This is a genomic window from Parvimonas sp. KA00067, assembly GCF_001553085.1.
GTDB classification, from domain to species: Bacteria; Bacillota; Clostridia; order Tissierellales; family Peptoniphilaceae; genus Parvimonas; species Parvimonas parva.
The window spans coordinates 1-21,050 of record NZ_KQ960135.1 but is presented as its reverse complement, the minus strand read 5'-3'; the positions used below and the strand labels follow the sequence as shown (position 1 = coordinate 21,050).

At 25.1% G+C, this 21,050-nt stretch carries 9 protein-coding genes; 6 read left to right on the top strand and 3 right to left on the bottom strand.

Annotated elements, in window-relative coordinates; all coding sequences use genetic code 11:
* The 6 genes from HMPREF3181_RS00045 to HMPREF3181_RS00020 all read left to right on the top strand — a co-directional run.
* On the top strand, positions 1-759 hold a 759-nt coding region (locus HMPREF3181_RS00045), incomplete at its 5' end, for a transglutaminase domain-containing protein (protein WP_231723233.1).
* A gap of 94 nt (positions 760-853) precedes the next feature.
* Positions 854-6,337: a VaFE repeat-containing surface-anchored protein gene (locus HMPREF3181_RS00040; RefSeq protein WP_068471768.1), complete on the top strand. Its 5,484-nt coding sequence runs from the start codon at positions 854-856 to the stop codon at positions 6,335-6,337.
* 236 nt (positions 6,338-6,573) lie between these two features.
* Positions 6,574-7,533, top strand: coding sequence for a DNA cytosine methyltransferase (locus HMPREF3181_RS00035; protein ID WP_068471766.1), 960 nt, complete (start codon positions 6,574-6,576; stop codon positions 7,531-7,533).
* Complete coding sequence (locus HMPREF3181_RS00030; RefSeq protein WP_068471765.1) at positions 7,514-15,589, top strand: DUF3991 domain-containing protein; 8,076 nt, start codon at positions 7,514-7,516, stop codon at positions 15,587-15,589. Before HMPREF3181_RS00035 ends, HMPREF3181_RS00030 begins: the two co-directional genes overlap by 20 nt.
* 251 nt (positions 15,590-15,840) lie before the next feature.
* Entirely contained in the window at positions 15,841-16,887 is a 1,047-nt protein-coding gene (locus HMPREF3181_RS00025; protein ID WP_068471764.1) for a PBECR4 domain-containing protein, read from the top strand.
* Positions 16,884-17,654, top strand: coding sequence for a hypothetical protein (locus HMPREF3181_RS00020; protein WP_068471762.1), 771 nt, complete (start codon positions 16,884-16,886; stop codon positions 17,652-17,654). The genes HMPREF3181_RS00025 and HMPREF3181_RS00020 overlap by 4 nt, the downstream gene beginning before the upstream one ends.
* Before the next feature lie 29 nt (positions 17,655-17,683).
* Here HMPREF3181_RS00020 and HMPREF3181_RS00015 read toward each other — a convergent pair whose 3' ends face one another.
* The 3 genes from HMPREF3181_RS00015 to HMPREF3181_RS08075 form a co-directional block, all read right to left on the bottom strand.
* Entirely contained in the window at positions 17,684-19,084 is a 1,401-nt protein-coding gene (locus HMPREF3181_RS00015) for a relaxase/mobilization nuclease domain-containing protein (protein WP_068471761.1), read from the bottom strand.
* Positions 19,071-19,460 carry a plasmid mobilization protein gene (gene mobC / locus HMPREF3181_RS00010; protein ID WP_068471759.1) on the bottom strand — a complete coding sequence of 130 codons (390 nt, stop codon included), beginning with the start codon at positions 19,458-19,460 and terminating at the stop codon, positions 19,071-19,073. Before mobC ends, HMPREF3181_RS00015 begins: the two co-directional genes overlap by 14 nt.
* A 227-nt stretch (positions 19,461-19,687) precedes the next feature.
* Positions 19,688-20,905 (bottom strand): J domain-containing protein, encoded by a 1,218-nt coding sequence (locus tag HMPREF3181_RS08075; RefSeq protein ID WP_068471755.1) that lies wholly within the window; start codon positions 20,903-20,905, stop codon positions 19,688-19,690.
* Positions 20,906-21,050 lie beyond the last annotated feature (145 nt).

Sequence of the window (21,050 nt, the reverse complement as noted above, 5' to 3'; positions counted from 1 at the left end):
TCAAGTGGAGCAATGCTTGTAAATACGACAACACCTGATGGATATAGAGTAGATGAAAACGGAAAGTGGATAGACAATAAAGTAGTTAATCAAAAAGATATAATAAGCCTTTATGGAAGAAATCTAACACAAGAACAAATAGATTTTACAGATAACGCTGCTAAAAAGATAGCAAAAGAAATTATCAAGCCAAATATGACAGATAGAGAAAAAGCAAGAGAAATAACAAAGTGGATTTTTGCAAATACTATAAAAGACCATAGACAAAGTACAGAAATTTACAAAAAGACACACGCAGATACAGCTTGGGCAGTATTTAGTAAAGGAAGGGCGGCTTGTTCAGGTTATGTAAGAGCGTTTAAACTTTTAGGAAAATATGCAGGACTTAAAGTTAAAATTGTAAATGAAGATTTGTGGCAACATCAGTGGAATACTGTATATCTTCAAGATGAAGGTAAATGGATAGATTGTGATAGTCAATCTAGGACTTGTGATGGAAGTGAAATAACACCTAAAGAGTTTGGTATTCCTACTTATAAAATTGAAAACAAAAGATTAGTATATGCACCATTTCCACAAATAGGAAATCCATATGAAGATTTTGTAGAAGAATATAATAGTGGACATTGGCATTGGTTTTATAAGTTTTCTTTATCAGAACTAAAAGCTGCTTTAGAAAGCCATAAGAAATGGAATAAATTTGAGTGGCTTCATAATGTAGGAGATAGAGAAAGCTTTGATGAAAGTATGATAAAATAAAAACTAAATATCAATCATTTTATTAAATTATGAGAAGTTAAAAAGACTTCTCATTTTTTATATAAAAAATTAAAAAAAGAAAGGATTTTAAAAAATGAATTTTAAAGAAAAGTTTAAAAAAGTAATGTCTTTAACTTTAGCGGGTTTAATAGCTTTAAGTCCTGTTTTGCAAAGTAGAGAAGTTAAAGCGGCTGAAGTTGTAAAAAATGTAAAAATAAGTTTCGGGCCACTACCGGGTTCTCCTCGTGCAAGAAAATATGGGGTTGTAGGACTTCCATATTGGCCGGGCAATCAGATACAAACTCTTTTTGCAACAGTAAATAAAGAAGAAAAAGCATTAGAGCCTTGTTTTTGTGTAGAACCGGGAGTTGCTTTAGAAGGTGGAGGAGATAGAAGTTCAACATATATGGTTGAATATTATAATAAAGAAGAATTATCACCTCCTTATCAAAAGGCGGCTGTTGCAAAGTATGTCAGTTGGGATAAGTACAAATTAGCAGGAGAAACTCCTGACGGTTTGGACTGGACTATTGCTCAGATGATGGTTTGGGATGCTATGGGAAAGAGCTTTGACCCTAGTGTATTTTTATCAGATGAAACAATAGAATATCACTTTAATTACAGAATGTACAGAGTAAATAACTGGACTAAAAAACCCAAATATGCCAATAAAACTTTTAAAATTTCTAAAGGAGAAACAATATATATTAAGGGAGAAAATTTAGAAAAAAACTTTTATGATACGACAAATGCACCGGGACTAACTTTCGAGTGGGTAGATGACCCTGCATTTGCTTCTTCTGATGAAAGAACTAGGTCAAGAAATATGATGATAAAAGTAACAGCAGATGATACTTTTAATCCGGATGCTGAAAATTATCTTGAAATGTCAAATCTTACTAAAGAAGATGAAGAAAAAATGAATTCTATGGGAAAAATGGTCTTTTATAAATCTCAACAATATCAAGATTTAATTCAAGGAGGCTGTCCTAAAAATCCTAAATTCAAAATACTTTTTGGAAACAAAGAAAGTGCAGGAGATGGGGACGAGATAAAAATCAAAAAGACAGACACTGAAGATGGAGAAGTTATTGAAGGAGCAAAATTTCAACTTATAGCAGATAGTGATGTTAGAGTACTAAATCAAGATGGTGAAATGGAAGTTAAATACCATAAAGGAGATGTTATAGAAGAAAAGTCAACTGATAAAAAAGGGGAAATAATTTTTAAATTACCTGATACAGAAGCAAAGTATAAAGTTTTTGAAAATGGAATTCCTTATGGCTATTGGGGTGGAGAAGATTTTGTTAAAAATGGAGAAAAAGACAAAATAGACGCAAAAGGTGGCGACATTGTTGAAGTTGAAAACGAAAGACAAAAGGGAAGAATCAAGATAATAAAAACTGATAATGATGTTAAATATGATTTTGAAAAAACAGTTAACGGTAAAGACAAAGACCCACATATAAATCATAAAAATGGAAATAGTCCTTTAATTTATGAACCACAAGGAGATGGACAATTTGTAGGAGCAATTTTTGAAATTAGAGCGGCAGAAGATATTAAATTACCTTCAGCACCGCATAAAGTAGTTTATCCTAAAGGAAGTTTGGTTGAAAGTATACAAATAGGAGTAGATGGAACAGCAACGAGTGGAGAACTTGAACTTGGGAAATATGTAGTTCAAGAAGTTGTATTACCTGAAGGATATTACTTTAGAGATTATGAAGATAAAGGGCATATCATAAATATAAATAACAAGTATACAGGTCCTAAAAATTTATTTAATACAAATAAAGAAAATCCTGAACTTGATAGAGAGTATGAAAATTCAATAGCAAAAGGACATTTTGAACTTCATAAGATTTTAGAAGGATTAGTTTCAAATGATAGACAGCTTGATGAACAAATAAAAAAATCCAAGAATGATATATATTTTGGAATTTATTTAAAATCTAAATTGCAAAATATAGAAAAATCTTTTAATTTACCAGATAAATTTTTTGAAAGAGAAAATTTAGATGGAACAACAACTGTAAATAATATTACAAAAAATTATACACAAAGCAACAAATTAAATGAAGAGCCTTTGTATATGGTAGTAAAAACAAGTAAAGAAAGTATAGTAAACGGAATAGCGGGAAGTAATATAGCTAGTTCTATAGTTTTTGTAGATGGCAAGGTTATAGAAAATAATACAAAGCAATATGCACTACCTTATGGACTTTATGAAATAAGAGAGCTTAATACACCTGAAGGGTATATACCTTTAACAGCGAACTTTAAAATAGATACGAATGATAAATTTGCACAAAAAGAAAGAGCGACAACTGTTTTTTACGGAATAGATAAAGAAGGTGGAGTTAAGAATCATACAAACCATATCTTAAAGCAAATTTTAAGAATAAGAAAATTTGATGAAGAAACAGGAAAGCTTGTAACAGAACCTGCGAAATATAAGATTTTTTCATTTAATAATTATAAAAATATAGAAAAAGAAAAAATTTCAGCTACTTGGAATAAAGAAAAACAAGATTGGGAAATTTTTTACGACGGAAAACTTGTAACTGAAAATGACGGAAGATATTTATCTTATCAACAAAATCCGATGTATGATAAAAAAGTGTCAAGTGTTTTTACAACAAATAATAAAGGCGAGGTAACAATTCCTGAAACAATAACTTATGGGAAATATCTTTTATTAGAAGTTGAAGCTCCAAAAGGTTATAGTCTAGCTACAAGACCGGGATATTTTGAAATAAAAGAAACAGAGTATTTAAATCAAGATGTAGATGGAAATAGGAATATGGAATTTTTAGATAATGAGGGAAATTCAATATATATTCCAAGAGTTATTAATGTTAGTATAGGACAGTCAAATATAGCACAAAAAGGACAAGTTCATATTGAAAAAAGAGGAAAAGTTTTAAAATCTTTTGAAAAATATAAAACTCTTTTAGATAAAGAAGCCTTTAGACCCGTTTTTGAAACAGAGGTAATAACAGAACCTGCAGAATTTAAAATATTTGCAAGAGAAGATGTAGTGGTGAATGGAGATGTAAAACATAAAAAAGGAGATTTAGTTTATACTTTAACTACTAAAGAAGGAAAGGCAGAAACTCCTTTAGATACGGAAGAACAAAAAAACATAAATCAAATGTATTTAGGCAAATATTATTTGGTAGAAACTAAAGCACCAAAAGAATTTTCTTTAAATCCAAAACAATATGATTTTGAATTAACAGAACAAAATCAAGAAGTTACAGTTACACATTTTGTTAAAAAGTTAGAAAATGAAAGACAAAAATTAAGAATTGGAATAAAGAAAGAGATAGATGATGGAACAAAAGCAAATAATATATTTTTTGGAATATTTGCAAAAGAAGATATGCGAATAGGTAATAAAACATATCCAACAACAATGCCTAATGAAATCCCTAATACAGAGCCAGATAGAAATGATAAAAAGGTTACTATTTTAGATAATTTAGTATATGACGATAAAATAACATCTTTTATTCACGAATTGGAAGATTTTCTAATAAAAGAAGTTGAAAAGATTTTAGAAGAAAATAAGGATAATGAAAAAATATTAAAAGAAAAAGAAACTTTTAAAAAACAAATTGAATTTTTAAATTCTTTAAAAGAAAAAGAATTAAAAATTAGAGAAGAAAAGAAAAATGGAACTTTTAATAAAGCAAATTATCCAAAGGAAGAAATAGAAAAAGAAAATAAAACAAGAGAAAAATATCTTGATGAAATGCAAAATTTCTATAGAACTTATAGAAATGATGAAAAGCTAAGAAAGTTACAAGACGGAATTGAATCAAGTATTTTAGCTTATACATCAATCGAAAGCTTAAAAGAATATGATACAGAAAAATCAAAAGAAATGGCTAAAGAGTTTAAAGTTATTTATGATAAATTAATTTTAGAACTTGAAAAAGTAAAGAATTTTGAAAAATATGATTATACAAAAATAGAAAATGTATCAAAAGAAATAAAGAATTTTATTGATAAGAAAATCCTTGAAAGTTTAGAAAAATTAGAAACTATTAATAGGAATGATTTACCTAAGTATCAAGAAAAAATAGAAAAAGCTAAAAAGGAAATAAAAGAAAATATAAAAAATTATAAATTTTTAGCAAAACATTTTAGTTATTTTAATTTTGAAGTCTTTACAATAAAATTAGAAAAATTAGAAAATGCAAAAGTTAAAGATTTAGAACCTTTTGAAAAAGTTTTGGATAAAATAGATAAGGATAAAATTTTAAAAGGAATCACAGATATTTTAAAACCAAATGAAAAGAAAAAAATAGACGATAAAAATCTTGTTTTAAGATTTTCAAAGGACAAACTAACTACATTATCTGATGATATGGAAGAAATGAAGTATAAGCTTTTAGAAAGAGAAGCTCATAAAAAGAATACAAAAAAACTTATAAATAAAGGAAGTCTTCTTGAGGTTGTAGAAATCAAAGATGGAGTTGGAATGAGTAAAGGAGATTATTTAGCTGGAGAATATTATATAAGGGAGTTAAAAGTTCCATACAATATAAAACTTAATGATAGAAAAATTTGGAAAATTGAATTATCAAATGTAGAAAATGAAGACGAAGTTATAAAATATGTAAATAATTCAAAAGCTATAATAAATGAAAAAATACCTACAACTCCACCTACACCAAGAGAGGAAAAACCAGAAATAAAGACAACTGCAAGTTTTAAAGATAATGAAAAAGTTGATTATGTAAGAGAAAAAACTACAATCATTGATAAAGTAGAATATAAAAATTTAATAGTCGGAAAAGAATATGAATTAAAAGGGCTATTAATGGATAAATCTACAAATAAACCTTTATTGATAGATGGAAAAGAAGTTGTAGCAAGTAAAAAATTTACACCGACAGAAAAAGAAGGGTTTGAAGAGTTGGAATTTGTTTTTGATTCATCCAAGTTTGAAGATAAAACAGAAACAGTTGTTTTTGAAGATTTGTATAAAGACGGTAAAAAAATTGCCACTCACACAGATATAAATGATGAAGGACAAACGGTTAAATTTAGAAAGCCGGAGATAAAAACAAGTGTAAATGGAAGTTATGAGTTAAAAGAGGAAAATGGAAGTAAAAAATATATTCTTAAATTCATTGACAGAGTGGAGTATAATAATTTAATACCTGAAAAAGAATATGAACTTAAAGGTATATTAATGGATAAATCTACAAATAATGAATTTAAAATAGATGGAAAAAATATAACAGGAACAACGAAATTTACACCAAAAGAAGAAAAGGGATTTGTTGATGTGGAATTTACTTTTATTTTAGAAAGTGCAAAAGAATTAAAACTTGTAGTTTTTGAAGACCTATATTACAAAGGAGAAAAAATAGCGGAACATAGAGATATAAACGATGAAAATCAAACAATAAATATCAAAGTAAAGAAAAAACCGAAAAGAGAAATTGTAAAAACAGGTATTGGAAGAAATATGCTCCTTCCTTTTATGCTATTAGTATCAGGAATAGGTGGAGGTGTATTTTTCTATATCAAAAGGAAAAATACAGATAAAATAGATTAGAGTTAGTAAATATAAAAATTTAAGGGGAAGTGTAATATCTTCCCTTTATTTTTGAATTTATAGTAAAATTAAGAAAAAAGGGATTTGAAATTTAAAAAATCTCTTTTTTTATTGTTAAGAGTTAAAAAATTTCAATAAAACAAAAAAATGTAGTCATAATTTAAGTTTTATTGATTTAAAAAATTTTTTTAATATAATTATATTAAAAAATAAAAAAATGTAAAAAAGGTGGTATTTTGGAGCAATTAAAAGTTGTTGAGCTTTTTGGAGGAATTGGAGCAATAAGAAAAGCGTTAGAACGTCAAAAATTTGATTTTAAAGTAGTTGATTATGTAGAAAATAATAAATTTGCAGTAGATTCATACAACGCTTTATTTAATGAAGAATATTATCCTAATTCAGTTGTAAGATATGAAATAGATGTGCCTTGTGATTTTCTTTTTCACGGAAGTCCTTGTCAAGATTTTTCAATAATCGGAAGACGACAAGGAGGAAAAAAAGATAGTAAGACAAGAAGTAGTTTACTTTTTGAAACAATAAGAATTTTAAAAGAAATGAAATATAAACCTAGATGGGTAATTTGGGAAAATGTAAAGGGAGCTTTATCTGAAGAATATAGCTCTTTTTCTTTTTATTTAGAAGAAATGGAGAAATTAGGGTATCAAAATAAATTTGAAATTTTAAACTCTATCGATTTTGGAATCCCTCAAAAACGTGAAAGAGTTTTTGTAATAAGTTTTTTAGGAAAAAATGAATTCGATTTTTCTAAGCTGGAAAAAAAGAAAATGACAAAGTTAGAGGATTTTTTGCAAAGTGATTTTGATGAAAAATATATTGTAACTCAAAAATCTATTTTAGATTGTATAGGTAAAAAGACAACTACACAAAAAAGAGCAAGAATTATTAAAGATTATGTTTATACAATTATGATAAAACAAGTAAGACTACCAAATTCTGGACTTGTAGATTTAAAAAATGGAAAATATAGATTTTTAACTGAAAGAGAATGTTTTAGATTAATGGGTTTTGATGATGAAGATTTTGAAAGAATTTTAAAAGTAGTTAAAATTGATAAAAACAAATTATCTAGTAATTTATATAAACTAGCAGGGAATAGTATTGTTGTAAATGTACTAGAAGCAATATTAAAAGAGATTCGAAGATTGGAGGATAAAGATGAAAAAATTTCATTATAGTAATGAAGATATACAAAAAGTTTTAGAAATACCTATTACAGAAGTAGCATCTTCTATGGGTCTTAATCTTATAAAGCAGGGAAATGTATATACTACCAAAGAAATGGATAGTTTAAAAATTTATCCAGGTACAAATACATTTTTTAGATTTTCTACTGAAGAAAGTGGAAATGTAATTAACTTCGTTGAAGCAATTCAAGGAGCTAATTTTAATGAAGCAATGAAATTTTTAACGGATATGAGTGGTTTTTCTTTTAATAAATCTTTAGAAACTAATAAAATTTTTGAAGAGAAAAAAGATTTTAGATTACCAAAGTTAAATAAAAATATAAAAAGAGCATACGCATATTTAATAAATTCAAGAAAAATTTCTAAAGAAGTAGTAAATGAATTTGTAAAACTAGGAATGATAAGAGAAGATATAAATCATAATGTACTATTTATAGGGAAAAACAAAGAAGGGAATCCTAAATATTGTACTTTAACAGGAACATTGAGTGATGTTAAATATAAAGGAGAAGTTGCAAACAGTGATAAAAAATATGGTTTTAAATTAAAAAATAATTCAAAAACTGTTTTAGTTTTTGAATCTCCAATCGACCTTTTAAGTGCAAAAACTATTTTTAAAGCTAGAGGAATAGATAATAACTACTCATATATTTCATTAGGTGGAGTTAGTACATTAGCTTTAGAAGAATTTTTAAAAGAGGAAAAAATTGAAAAAATAGTTTGTTTTTTAGATAAAGATGTTAGAGGAATTGATGCAACTGAAAAAATAAAATCTATATATGGACTAAATTATGAAATTATAGATGCATCTAATTCTTATGGTGTATATAAAGATGTAAATGAATGGTTACAAAATACTGAAATTAAAGATATGAAGTTTAATATACAATCATCTCCAAACATCGAAGAGTCTAAAAATTTAATTGAAGAAGATAATAAATTTGATTTAAAAGAGTTTCAAAAAGAAATTGAAAAGGAAATATTATCAGATACGAGTAAGTATGTGGATTTTTTAAAAGTTATGGGAGAAAATTCTATGAAGGATATAAATACTCAGTTTATGATTTATGAGGTTTATCCTAATGCAACTATTTGTTTAAGTAAAGATGAGTGGAACGACTTAAATAGAAGTTTAATACAAAATCCTAAACCTATTGAAATTTTAGAAGATAAAAATATTGTAGAAATATATGATATAGAGGAAACTGAAGTTTTAGATGGGTTGGAAGATAAATATATTCCTAATTTAAATAAAAAGGATATAAATTTAAGAGTTTTAGATAATATTTTATACATTAATAAAATTAATTTTAATAGAAGTGAATCTGAAATAACTAAAGTGGAAAAATTAATAAATTTTTATATAGACAAAATAAATTTGAACTTATCTTCAGAACAAAAAGAATTTTTTATTGAAAGTTTAAAAATTTCTATGCTCAATAAGTTAAAATTAGATTACAATCCAAATACAAATTTATTAAAAAATACTTTAAATACAGTAAATAGAGATGCTTTGTATAAATTAAATAGATATTTAAATGTTTTTAATAGAAATATTATATCAAATTTACAAAAAATTGAAATAAAAGTGCTGACAAAAGATAAAAACAATGATATAATGAAACTATCAAATATTAATACTTTAAAAGGAGAAATTCAAGATGAAAGAAGTAATAATAAACAACATAACATTCAACGAACAGAATCTACCATTGCTATTGAAAATAATAAAAATGACAGAGGAAGAACTGGACAATTACGAACACGATACTTGGAAAGAGCTGATAATCAAAGAGGAAGAAAATGGGATATGGACAACGGAACTTTATCAAACAGATTACCCGGATTGTCAAACAATTCTAACAGAAATTCCTTTGGAGTACGATTTTCCTTGCCTAATAGACGTGAATATAGATTCTTATGGGGATTACAACACAATAGAAGAAATGGAGAAAATAAGAATAGAATATCCACAGAAAATAGAAGCCTTGATGAAGAAAAACGAATTGAAGAATATTCCGAAAATCTTAGAAATGCCACGTTGGATAGTGGAAGAAACATTGGAAAGGATAATGGAGGAGAAAATACAAGAGATGAATTATTCAACACAGAATTTTCCAATGACAATAGGAGTAGAGAGAATGTTATTTCTTCTACACAACAGAGATATAACCAAATACATTTATTTGATTCAAATGTGGATGAGCTACAACGAACAGACGAAACGCAACAAGTTTTTAGACCACATAGTAGAAATGCAAAATCAAGTGGAAGAATACTGGAAAATAGAATGGAACAGGAGAGTAGAAAACTTGAAACATCACAAGTCTTATCCAACAATGACAGAACTAGAGAAAGAAAATTGGAAGATAGGGACAACGATGGATATAGAGAGAGAAATAATGTATCAAATAGTCCTAGCTTAAATATTGAAAAAGAGAAAGTAGATGAAAATTCATCTGCTTTTTTTGATGAAATAAAGAAAGATAAAATTATTCAGCATAATGTAGAAACAAAACAAATGAGTTTTACAGATTTATCAAATGATGAAAAAATAGAAAGCAAAAAAGAAATTCTGATAAATAATGGCACAGGTAATGATAAAAATAATATTGAAAATTTTGAAATAAATAAAAATAAAGATAATGAAGTTGATAAATTCTTAAATGATAAAAATAATAGTGGAAACTATGAGATATACAAATTATCTGAGCATGAAAAACAAATTGAAAGACAAGTAGAGCAAGAAAGCTTTATTGATAAGTTCAATCCAGAAATTGACCAAATGATGGATAGGTATGATGTCCCAAGAGAAGCAGCCGAAAACTTATTGAGGGGGAAAGAAGATTTAAAGAATCTAGGCTATGAACCTAATAAGGAAAAGCTAAGTTTTGCTAGAAATTATGACTTGAAAAATCATATCTACTCAGAATACCTAACACCATCAGAAAGACTAGATAAAAACATCAAAGCTATTAAAATGCTAAAAAGACTTGAAAATGAAAATAGGAGTCCAAGGGAGTATGAACAAGCATATCTAGCTGACTATTTAGGTTGGGGTGGTCTTGCCGATGTTTTTGATGAAACTAAAGTCGGTGGACAATGGGAAATTGCTAGGAATTTTTTAAAGGAAAATTTAAGTAAAGAAGAATATCAACAAGCAAGAGAGAGTACATTAACAGCATTTTATACTCCTAAAATTGTAATAGACAATATGTATAGTATTTTGCAAAATTTAGGGTTTAATGGTGGAAAAATATTAGAACCGGCAATGGGAATAGGTAATTTTTTAGGTAATGTACCAAGTGATTTAAAAAATAATACTATTTTTAGAGGTGTAGAATTAGATAGTATAAGTGGTAGAATAGCAAGACAATTATATCCAAATGCAAAAATTAAGATTAAAGGTTTTGAAGAAACATATTTTTCAAATAATTTCTTTGAAGCCGCAATAGGAAATATTCCTTTTGGAAATATAAAAGTAAATGACAAAGATTATAATAAATATAATTTTTTAATACACGATTATTTTTTTGCAAAAACTATTGATAAAGTTAAAAAAGGCGGTTTAATTGCCTTTGTTACTTCAAGTGGAACATTAGATAAAAAAGATGATAGTGTTAGAAAATATATCTCTAAAAAGTGTGAATTTGTTGGGGCATTAAGGTTGCCGGATACAACATTTAAAGGAATGGCTGGAACTACTGTTACAAGTGATATAATTTTTCTTAGAAAAAGAGAAGAAGAAAAGGAACTGGAAGAATCATTTTTAAAACTTGATACTGATGAAAATGGTTTAACTTATAATAAATATTTTGTTGACAATCCTAATATGGTTTTAGGTAAAATGGTAAAAGAAAGTGGAAGATTTGGAGATATAGTTGTTTGTAAAAGTAATGGAGAAAGTTTAGAAAATTCTTTTAAAAATGTTGTAGAAAATTTTAAACATTTTAAAAAAGATTTTGGACAATTTGACCAAAATAATAATTTGTTAGAAGATATAGATAAAGAGAAATTAAATGTTGATTTGGAAAACATTAAAAATTTTACATTTATTGAAAGAAACAATAAAATTTTTTATAAAGAAAATGAAGAATTAATTTTACAAAATTTAAATAATTCTGATATTCAAAAAATTAAAGATTATATAGAACTTAACAATTCTTTAAGAGAAGTAATAAGACTTCAAAGTGAAGATTTTGATGATTATACTATAAAAATAGAACAAGAAAAACTTAATTCTATATACGATAATTTTTATAAAAAATATGGAAGTTTAAATACCAGAATAAATAGAAAATTACTCAGAGAAGATTCAAACTATCCTTTGGTTTCATCTATTGAAGTTTTAGAAGATAATAAATTCAAAAGGAAATCGGATATATTTTTTAAAAGGACTATAAAAAAATCAATAGATGTAACAAATGTTGATACTCCACAAGAAGCATTAATATTATCATTATCTGAAAAAGGTTCTGTAAATTTAGAATATATGGAAAATTTATGTGGTATTTCAAAAGAAGATTTAATAGAAAAATTAAAAGGAGAAATCTTTTTAGATATAGAATCTACATTTGAATATAATGAGCAAGATATAAAAAACAACTTACAAAATTTAGATAAAGCTAAATTCGTTTCTAAAGATGAGTATTTAAGTGGAGATATTAGAGAAAAGATAGACTTAATTGACCAATATTTACTTAGATATTCCTATAAAGAAGTTGAAAGTTTAACTCCTGAAGAAAAACAAGAATTTGATTTATTAAATTATCAAAAAGATAGATTAGAAAGAGTACTGCCAAAAAGTTTAAAAGCGAATGAAATTAATGTAGAACTTGGAGCAAGTTGGATACCTCCAAGATACATTAAAGACTTTATGAAAGAAACTTTTAAAATGAATTTTAAAGAAAGAACAAGTATAGATGTACATTTTAATAATTTTACTGGAGAATGGAAAATATCAAATAAATCTGTTGGTAAATTTAATTATGTAGCTAATAGAACTTACGGAACTAATAGAATAAATGCATATAATATACTTGAAAAATCATTAAATTTGCAAAACATAATGATTTATGACCTTGATTCTAATGATAAAAAAGTGTTGAATCATAAAGAAACAATCTTAGCAAATGAAAAACAAACAATGTTAAATGAAGAGTTTAAAAGATGGATTTTTAAAAATATTTCAAGAAGAGAAGATTTAGAGAAAATTTACAATAGAAAATTTAATTCTATAAGACCTCGTGAATATAATGGAGAAAATTTAACTTTTAAAGGTAAAAATGAAAATATTACCTTAAAACCTCATCAATTAAATGCAATAGCTAGAATTTTATATGGTGGTAACACATTATTAGCTCACGTTGTAGGAGCTGGAAAAACTTTTGAAATGATAGCGGCAGCAATGGAAAGTAAAAGAATAAAGCTTTGTAATAAATCACTTTTTGTTGTTCCTAATCATTTAACGGAACAAATGGGACGTGAATTTATGACTTTATATCCGGGAGCTAATATTTTAGTTACTACTAGAAAAGATTTTGAAAAAACAAATAGGAAAAGATTTTTAGGTAAAATTGCAACAGGAGAATATGACGCAATAATTATTGGTCATAGTCAATTTGAAAAAATTGCAATGTCTAAACAATATCAAGAGGAATATATACAAAATATTATAAATGAATATGAAGATTTTATTAGGGAAAATAGAAATGAACAAGATGAGGGTTCAAGAATAACTGTAAAACAATTAGAAGCTAAAAAGAAAAATCTACAAACAAAATTACAAAAAATTCACGATGATTCTAAAAAAGATACTGATACTTTGACTTTTGAAGAATTGGGAATAGATAGAATGTTTGTAGATGAAGCACATTCATTTAAAAACTTAGGAATAAAAACGAAAATGGGCAATGTTGCAGGAATAAGTACAACAGATGCACAAAAATCAAATGATATGTTTATGAAATGTCGATATATGGACGAAAAAACAAATGGAAAAGGGATTGTTTTTGCAACAGGAACGCCTGTATCAAACTCTATGACAGAACTTTATACAATGCAAAGATATTTACAATATGATACATTGAAAGCAAAAGATATAGATATTTTTGATTGTTGGGCAAGCACTTATGGAAAAACTGTTACTTCATTAGAATTATCTCCGGAAGGAACTGGATATAGAAGTAAAACACGTTTTTCAAAATTTTATAATCTCCCAGACCTTATGAATATTTTTAAAATGGTTGCTGATATAAAAACTGCTGATATGTTAGATTTAGATGTTCCAAAATCAAAATTTACAACTATCAAAACTAAACCTACCGAAGAACAAAGAGAAATATTATCTATTTTGTCTAATAGAGCAGATATTGTAAGAAACGGACTTATAGAACCTACTGAAGATAATATGTTAAAAATTACTAATGATGGGAAAAAACTTGCATTAGACCAAAGGCTTATAGATGATTCTTTAGAAGATTATTCAAATTCAAAAGTTAATATTTGTATTAATAACGTCTTTGATATTTGGAATAAAACTAAAGAAAATAAATCAACACAATTAATATTTTGTGATATGTCAACTCCAAGTAAAACTTTTAATGTTTATGATGATATAAAAAGCAAATTAATAGAACGTGGTATTTCAGAAAATGAGATAGCTTTTATTCACGATGCTAAAACTGAAAAAGAAAAAGAAACTCTTTTTGAAAAAGTTAGAAAAGGAGATATTAGAATATTAATTGGTTCTACTGCCAAATGTGGGGCAGGAACTAATATTCAAAATAAGTTAATAGCAATGCACGATTTAGATGTACCTTGGCGACCTTCTGACTTAGAGCAAAGAGCGGGTAGAATTGTACGTCAAGGGAACGAAAATAAAGAGGTTGAAATTTTTAGATATATAACTGAAGATACTTTTGATGGGTACTTATGGCAAACTATTGAAAATAAACAACGATTTATTTCTCAAATAATGACATCTAAATCTCCACTCAGAAGTATGGACGATGTAGATGAAAGTACACTATCTTATGCTGAAATAAAAGCTCTTGCTATTGGAAATCCATATATAAAACAAAAAATGGATTTAGAAGTTGAAATTGGAAAATTAAAACTTTTAGAATCAAGTTATAATGCTAATCTATATGATTTAGAATCAAAAGTAAAAAATGATTATCCTATTGGCATATCTATGTTAGAAAATTCAATTAAATCAGTTGAAAATGATATTAATAGAGCTAAAATATCAAATAATAAAGAATTTAATGGAATTTTTATATTAGATAAAAATTATAAGATAGAAAAAGAAGTTGACAAAACTTTATTAGAAATATCAAAAACAATAAATTTAACTAACAATAAGATTAAAATAGGGAAATATGAAAATTTTGACTTAGAAATGTTTTATGATTTTCAAAAAAACAATCATTATTTAAAATTGTTAGGAGAGAAAAACTATGAAACTAGGCTTTTAAAGACTGGTGGAAATATTGAAAAACTTAATGATTTAATTTTATCTATAAAAGACAATAAAAAAATATTAGAAGAACATTTAAAAAATAAAAAAGCTGAATTTGAAGTAGCTAAGGAAGATATAAAGAAACCTTTTGAAAAAGAAGAAGAATTAAAAGAAAAAATATTAGAATTATCTAAGATAAATAAAATTTTAGATTTAGATGGAACAAAAATTTCTTTAGAAGATGAAAAAGATTTAAATAAAACAAAGGAAGAAATTTTAAATTTGTATAACAAAGTTAATAATACAGATAAGTCCATAGATAATTTTGAAGATATTTTTCCAAATAGTAAAGAGATTTTTATAAAGGATAATAAAAATAATTCATATTTTAAGTTTGATTTGGAAACTTGTTCATCAAAAATAAAGATAGATAATAATGTAGTAGAAAAAGTATATGAATATGATGAAGAATTAGATTTAAGTCCTTTAACTCAGTTAAAAAATGAAATAAAATTATTCATTGAAGATTTTAAAACTTTAAATATAGATAAAGTTGAAAATATTACAAAAACTTGGTGTAGATAAGTTGTAAAATGTTTTATATTGCGGTATAATATAATTAAGATAGTGGTATGAGAACTAGGGGTAATATACACCTCCACCCAGAGCTGAGGGGTCAGAAGTATCAGTCATAGCGAAGTATATAACGGTTTTTAAATTTTTTCGTTGACCAAAGCATAGGTGAGAGAACGTAAGCGTCCAAGAATATGTTAAAAATATGAAAAAGGCAGCTCTATATAGAGTTGTCTTTTTTATTACCAAAAAAGGAGATTTTTATGAATAAAATAAAAGAAATTTTAGATTGGTATAATCAATTTAATAATACTGATATAGTTATAAAAACTAAAACTAAAGAATTTAATTTTGAGATTAGAAATAAATATTTACCCCATCTATTAGGATTACAATATTCTAGCATCAATAAATTAAGAGGGGTTCGTTTATATTCTTTTGTATATAATAAAACTGAAAAAGAACTTTACAATTTAATTAAGATAAATAATGAAAATAGATTAGAAGATGTTAAATTAAGAATTAATAATTTTAAATATTTTATGGAAAATTTAGATAAAGCAATTATATATGAAAAAACTAATGAAACAACAAAAACAAAGAGTAATTTTTTTATGGTTAAAACTGAAAAAAATAAATATTTACAACTTGGAGTTGTTAAAAATGATGATTTAACAGATTATTTAGAAACTTTTTTTGTTAGAAAAGATAATTTATATTTTAAAAATAGTAATTTATCTGAAAAAGTTGAGAGTATTGAAAAGTATGATATGCTAAAAAATAAATTTGTTCCTTTTTCGTTTGATGAAATAAAGAATGAAATGCTAAATAGTGTAGAATATGGACTTAATGAAAATGAAAATATTAAATTACATAAAGAAGTTAATTTTGATAAGTTGACTTCTTTTAATTTTGAAAATTTTACATTTTATCCAATTAAAAAATTAGAAGAAAGTGAGATTAATGATTTCTATGATAACAGTATTTTAGATAGTTTAAATTATTTAATGATTAGAGAAAAATTTAAAATTAATTTAAATTCAAATAGAAAAAATAATGATGTAGAAAATTATTTCAAAGAAAAATTTGATTTGATAGGCAAAGATGCAATAATTAATGATTTTAGTAGTAAAATTCCCTCAAAATATAAAGATTATGATTTGTTTTATTGCAAAGAAACTAGAAGTTTATATAGCATTTCATATAGTGGTTTAGCTAAATATAATAAATATGATAGTACAAAACTTAGAGAATATATTACAATTAATTTAAACAAGTCTTTGAATATAGATAAAGGTGTTCGATTATGAAAAGTTCAAATATAAATCCAACTTTAAAAAGTTTTCTAAATAGAAATAAAATAGCTATAAATTTCGATGGAGATTTATGGACAATTTTTCAAGCTGATGATTTTGTAAAAGAAAAATTTAAAGAAAGTTTTGAAAATAGAGATATTCCTCCTTATGACCTTAACTTTAGAATTTTTTATGTAAATAATAAAAGAGATGTATTATATTTAAATAAACAAATAAGAATTGAATTTAGAGATGATACAAAGTACAGTTCGTTTGGTTTGTTAAAATCTTTAGAGCAAGATAAAGAAATACTAAAAAACAAAATAGAAAATCCAGAATTTGATGAAAAAGCTGAGGAAAATGTTGAACTTCTACAAGCTAGAGATATTCTTAATATTATTTGTAATATAAGAAAAGAAAAATATTTAAAAATACCAACTACAATAGAGCAACAAGAAGTAAAGGAAGTAGAAATATTAAAAAATAAAAAATATGAAAATTTTAGTGGGGTAGTTTTAAATAAACCAATTTATAAGATTAAACAAAAATATTTTCAATTCAAGATAAATATTGAAGGAGAAATAAAATTGATTTTATGTTTTGAAAAGAAAGTGTTTAAATATATAAATCTTTTGAATGAAAATGATAAAATTTTTTTAAGAGGAGTTAATTTTTCTAAAAAAATTATAAAGATGTATAAACTAGATAAAATAAACGATGAAAAAACGATAAGTAAAATAACTTTGATAGATAGATTAAATGTATTTAAAAATAGAAAATAGCTTTGGTCAATTTGACCAAAACTATTTTTTTACCTTGAACTACCACGAATTAAATCATAATTAGAATAAGCAACATATAGATTAGAAATATCTTGATTTATTTTATCTAAATCATCATCTAAACTTTTCTTTTCAGATTCAATCTCTTCTATCTTATTTATTAATTCTTCATCACTTGGAAAATTTTCTCCATAAAGTGCTGTTAAATATTCTTTTGCTTTTTGGAATTCTAATATATTACTTTTATATTCAGCTCTAAATTCATCTGATGTATCTTCTTTTAGAGATTCTTCATAAATAAATTTGTATTTTTGATAAACATTTAATACTTTTAAATTATTTATTTCATTTGTAAAATTTTTTTTAAGTTCTTTATAATTTGTAAAAATTTCAGTTTTTTTGCCTTTAAATTCATTGATTTTTTCTTCTAAATCTTCCTTGCTATGTATGTTCATTTCAATCAAAAAATCGACAGTTTTTACCATATCTTTTAAATTTCTTATCTCAGCCCAGTATTTTAAACCTCCATTTTCTTTTGCTTGAAATTTATCTGTTTTTGTATCAATCATTTTGTTAAACTCAGCTTTTTTAAAATTATTTTCTATATTATCAAAAGTATAATCTAATTCTGAATTTTTTCTTTTCTCAATATTAAATTCAAATTCTTCTTTTGAAATTTTATTTTTAATTCTATCTCTAATTGTTATTTCTGTGTAATCTTCTCCTAAACTTTTACTTCTAATATATTTTTCTTTATCTTTATGTTTAAAAGCGATGTGTTTTCCAAATTTTATTTCATATCCTTTTTCTCTCATATTTTTTATAAATTGATTAAAATCTTTTGAATAGAAAATAGATTCATCAATATCATTTCTAAGTCTTTCTTTCCAAGAATTTCCACGTTTATAACTTTGATATTCTTTATAAGATTTAGCACCACTTTTTCTAGTTTTTCCACGCCTTTTTTGAAAAAATTCATCTATAACTGATAGATTATATTTTCTACAAAGTTTATCACTTTCATATCTAATTTTATGATAAGTCCTTTTATTACTTACATATCCTTTTCTAGTTTTATAACTTACATTATTGAAAATTATATGATTATGAATATGTTGTCTATCGATATGTGTTGCAATAACATATTCATATTTTCCATCTAAAATTGTATCTGCTAATTTTCTTCCAATCTCGTGTGCTTGTTCTGGAGTTGTTTCTCCCGGAGCAAAAGATTGAATTAAATGTCTAGCTAAAACTGTTGCTTTTGAGTTAGATTCTTTTATGGTTTGTAACATTTCTTCACTTGCAAAATCTTTACTACACATAAAAGTAGATGATAAAAATTTATTGTTTGTTTTATCTGGATTTAAAATATAATCTATTGCCTTTTTTAAAGTTTTATTTATAGGGTGTATTTTAGTTACTGCCATTTGATTTTTTTATATCTCCCTTTTTTACCTTTGTATTTTTAAATTTTTTTCTAATAAAGAGTATATCTTTTTGATAGTCTTTTCTTAAAATTTCATAATCTTCTTGTAGCTCTTCAATATCTTCTAAAAAGAAATTTCTCGTTTCATTACATCGTTTTGCAATCTGATTTATGTTGTTTCCGATTTGTGATAAGTTATATGAAATTTCTTTTAAAGGTGTTATATCTACATCAAAAATCAATTCTTCATCAACACATTTTAAAATAAATTCTTGAACACTTTTGCAATTAGATTCTTTAAATTTATTTAAAATATATTCATATTCTTCATCTGAAAATCTTAAATGTATGTTATTTTTTCTTTTTCTATTTTCCATAAAATTCCTTTCTATTATTTTGTTTTTTTCTTTGTTTTTATGAAAAGTCGGGTCTTAGGGTGAAACCCTAACCAGATAAAAAATTTTAATTTTTTTGTGTTTGGGTTCCCAAACACTGTGCTGGCTACTCCACTTTTCACTTCGTGAAAAGTGTCCTTTTGATTTGTTAAAAACAAATCCCAACGAACAATTTAGGTGCATTTTTCTCTTACTTTTTTTCACTATTACTATTTATATGTTCCATAAAGGTCATATTCGCGTCTTTTTTCTTCATTACTTAGTACATCATAAGCCTCGTTTATTTGCTTTATTATTTCTAAAGCTCCTTTGCTATCTTTATTTAAGTCTGGATGATACTTTTTAGCAAGTTTTTTATAAGCTATTTTAATTTCTTCTAAGGTAGCATCTTTTTCTAAACCTAAAAGTTTATAAAATAGGGGAGGCTCATTTTTTTCTTTTTTTAAATTTTCTTCTACTTTTTTATTGTATTCTTCTTCTGTAAATTCATATTCACTTTCTTCCTCAAATTTACTTTCATAATTAGTATATTTTTTATAACTTTTTCTATAATCATATTTTTCATTAAGAGCAGATTTTGGAATCCAATGAGGGTATCTTCCTTCAGCATTTTCTATATTATTAAATTGAATTTCTATGATGCACTCAATAGCCTTTTCTGTTTTTTTACCCGTATAAAATGATACTTCTTTTGAGATTGTTATATCAAATTTTTCATCAAAATTACTGAGTACATCTTTCTCTAAATCTTCTTTTATTTTTTTATACATCCAATCAGATATTATATATTTTTTATCTAACCTTTTTTCCTTTGGATTTTCTTTTTGGTCAAATTGACCAAAATTATTTTTTGAATTGTAGTTTAGTCTTTTTCTATTAAGCATAGGTAAACTTAAACTAAAATCTTCAAAAGGATTTTCTATAAGCTCATCTAATTCTATACAATACAAATCACATTTCACAAAGAAAAACATAAATCCTATAAGAATAATTATTACATAATGAATAGCTGTATTTACAGTCATATTTTTAAAAATTAATAACATATTATAGTTTGGATTTTTACCTTCTGCGAATTTAACTAATTCATTTAAAACATAAAATGAAAATTGTAAAAAGTAATATGAACTAATCATAGAAATTATAAAGTTATATAAAACAACTGGATAAACTAAAAATCTATTTTGACTAAATAAACTTAAAATAAAATATATGATTACGCAAGCTATAATTCCTACAACCAAACTTAATAAGAAGGTTGAAGATTTATTATAAGATATTTGTGCTATATAATCAGAACTATAAAAAGCAACAACTAAAAAAATTATGCAATAATCAAAGTATGAGAATACAGTTTTAGCAATAGTAAATCCTAAACCAAAAATTCCTATCCAAATTAAAAATGCTATTAAAAATATTGTATTCATAAAATCCTCCTAAAGTATTTTTATAATTTTATTATATAATATATTTTTCTAAAAATCCAGACAAATATTGTATAAAATTTTGGTCAAATTGACCAAAACATTTATAAATGTTTAAATTTTAATGAAAATTTTTTATAAAAAGTGC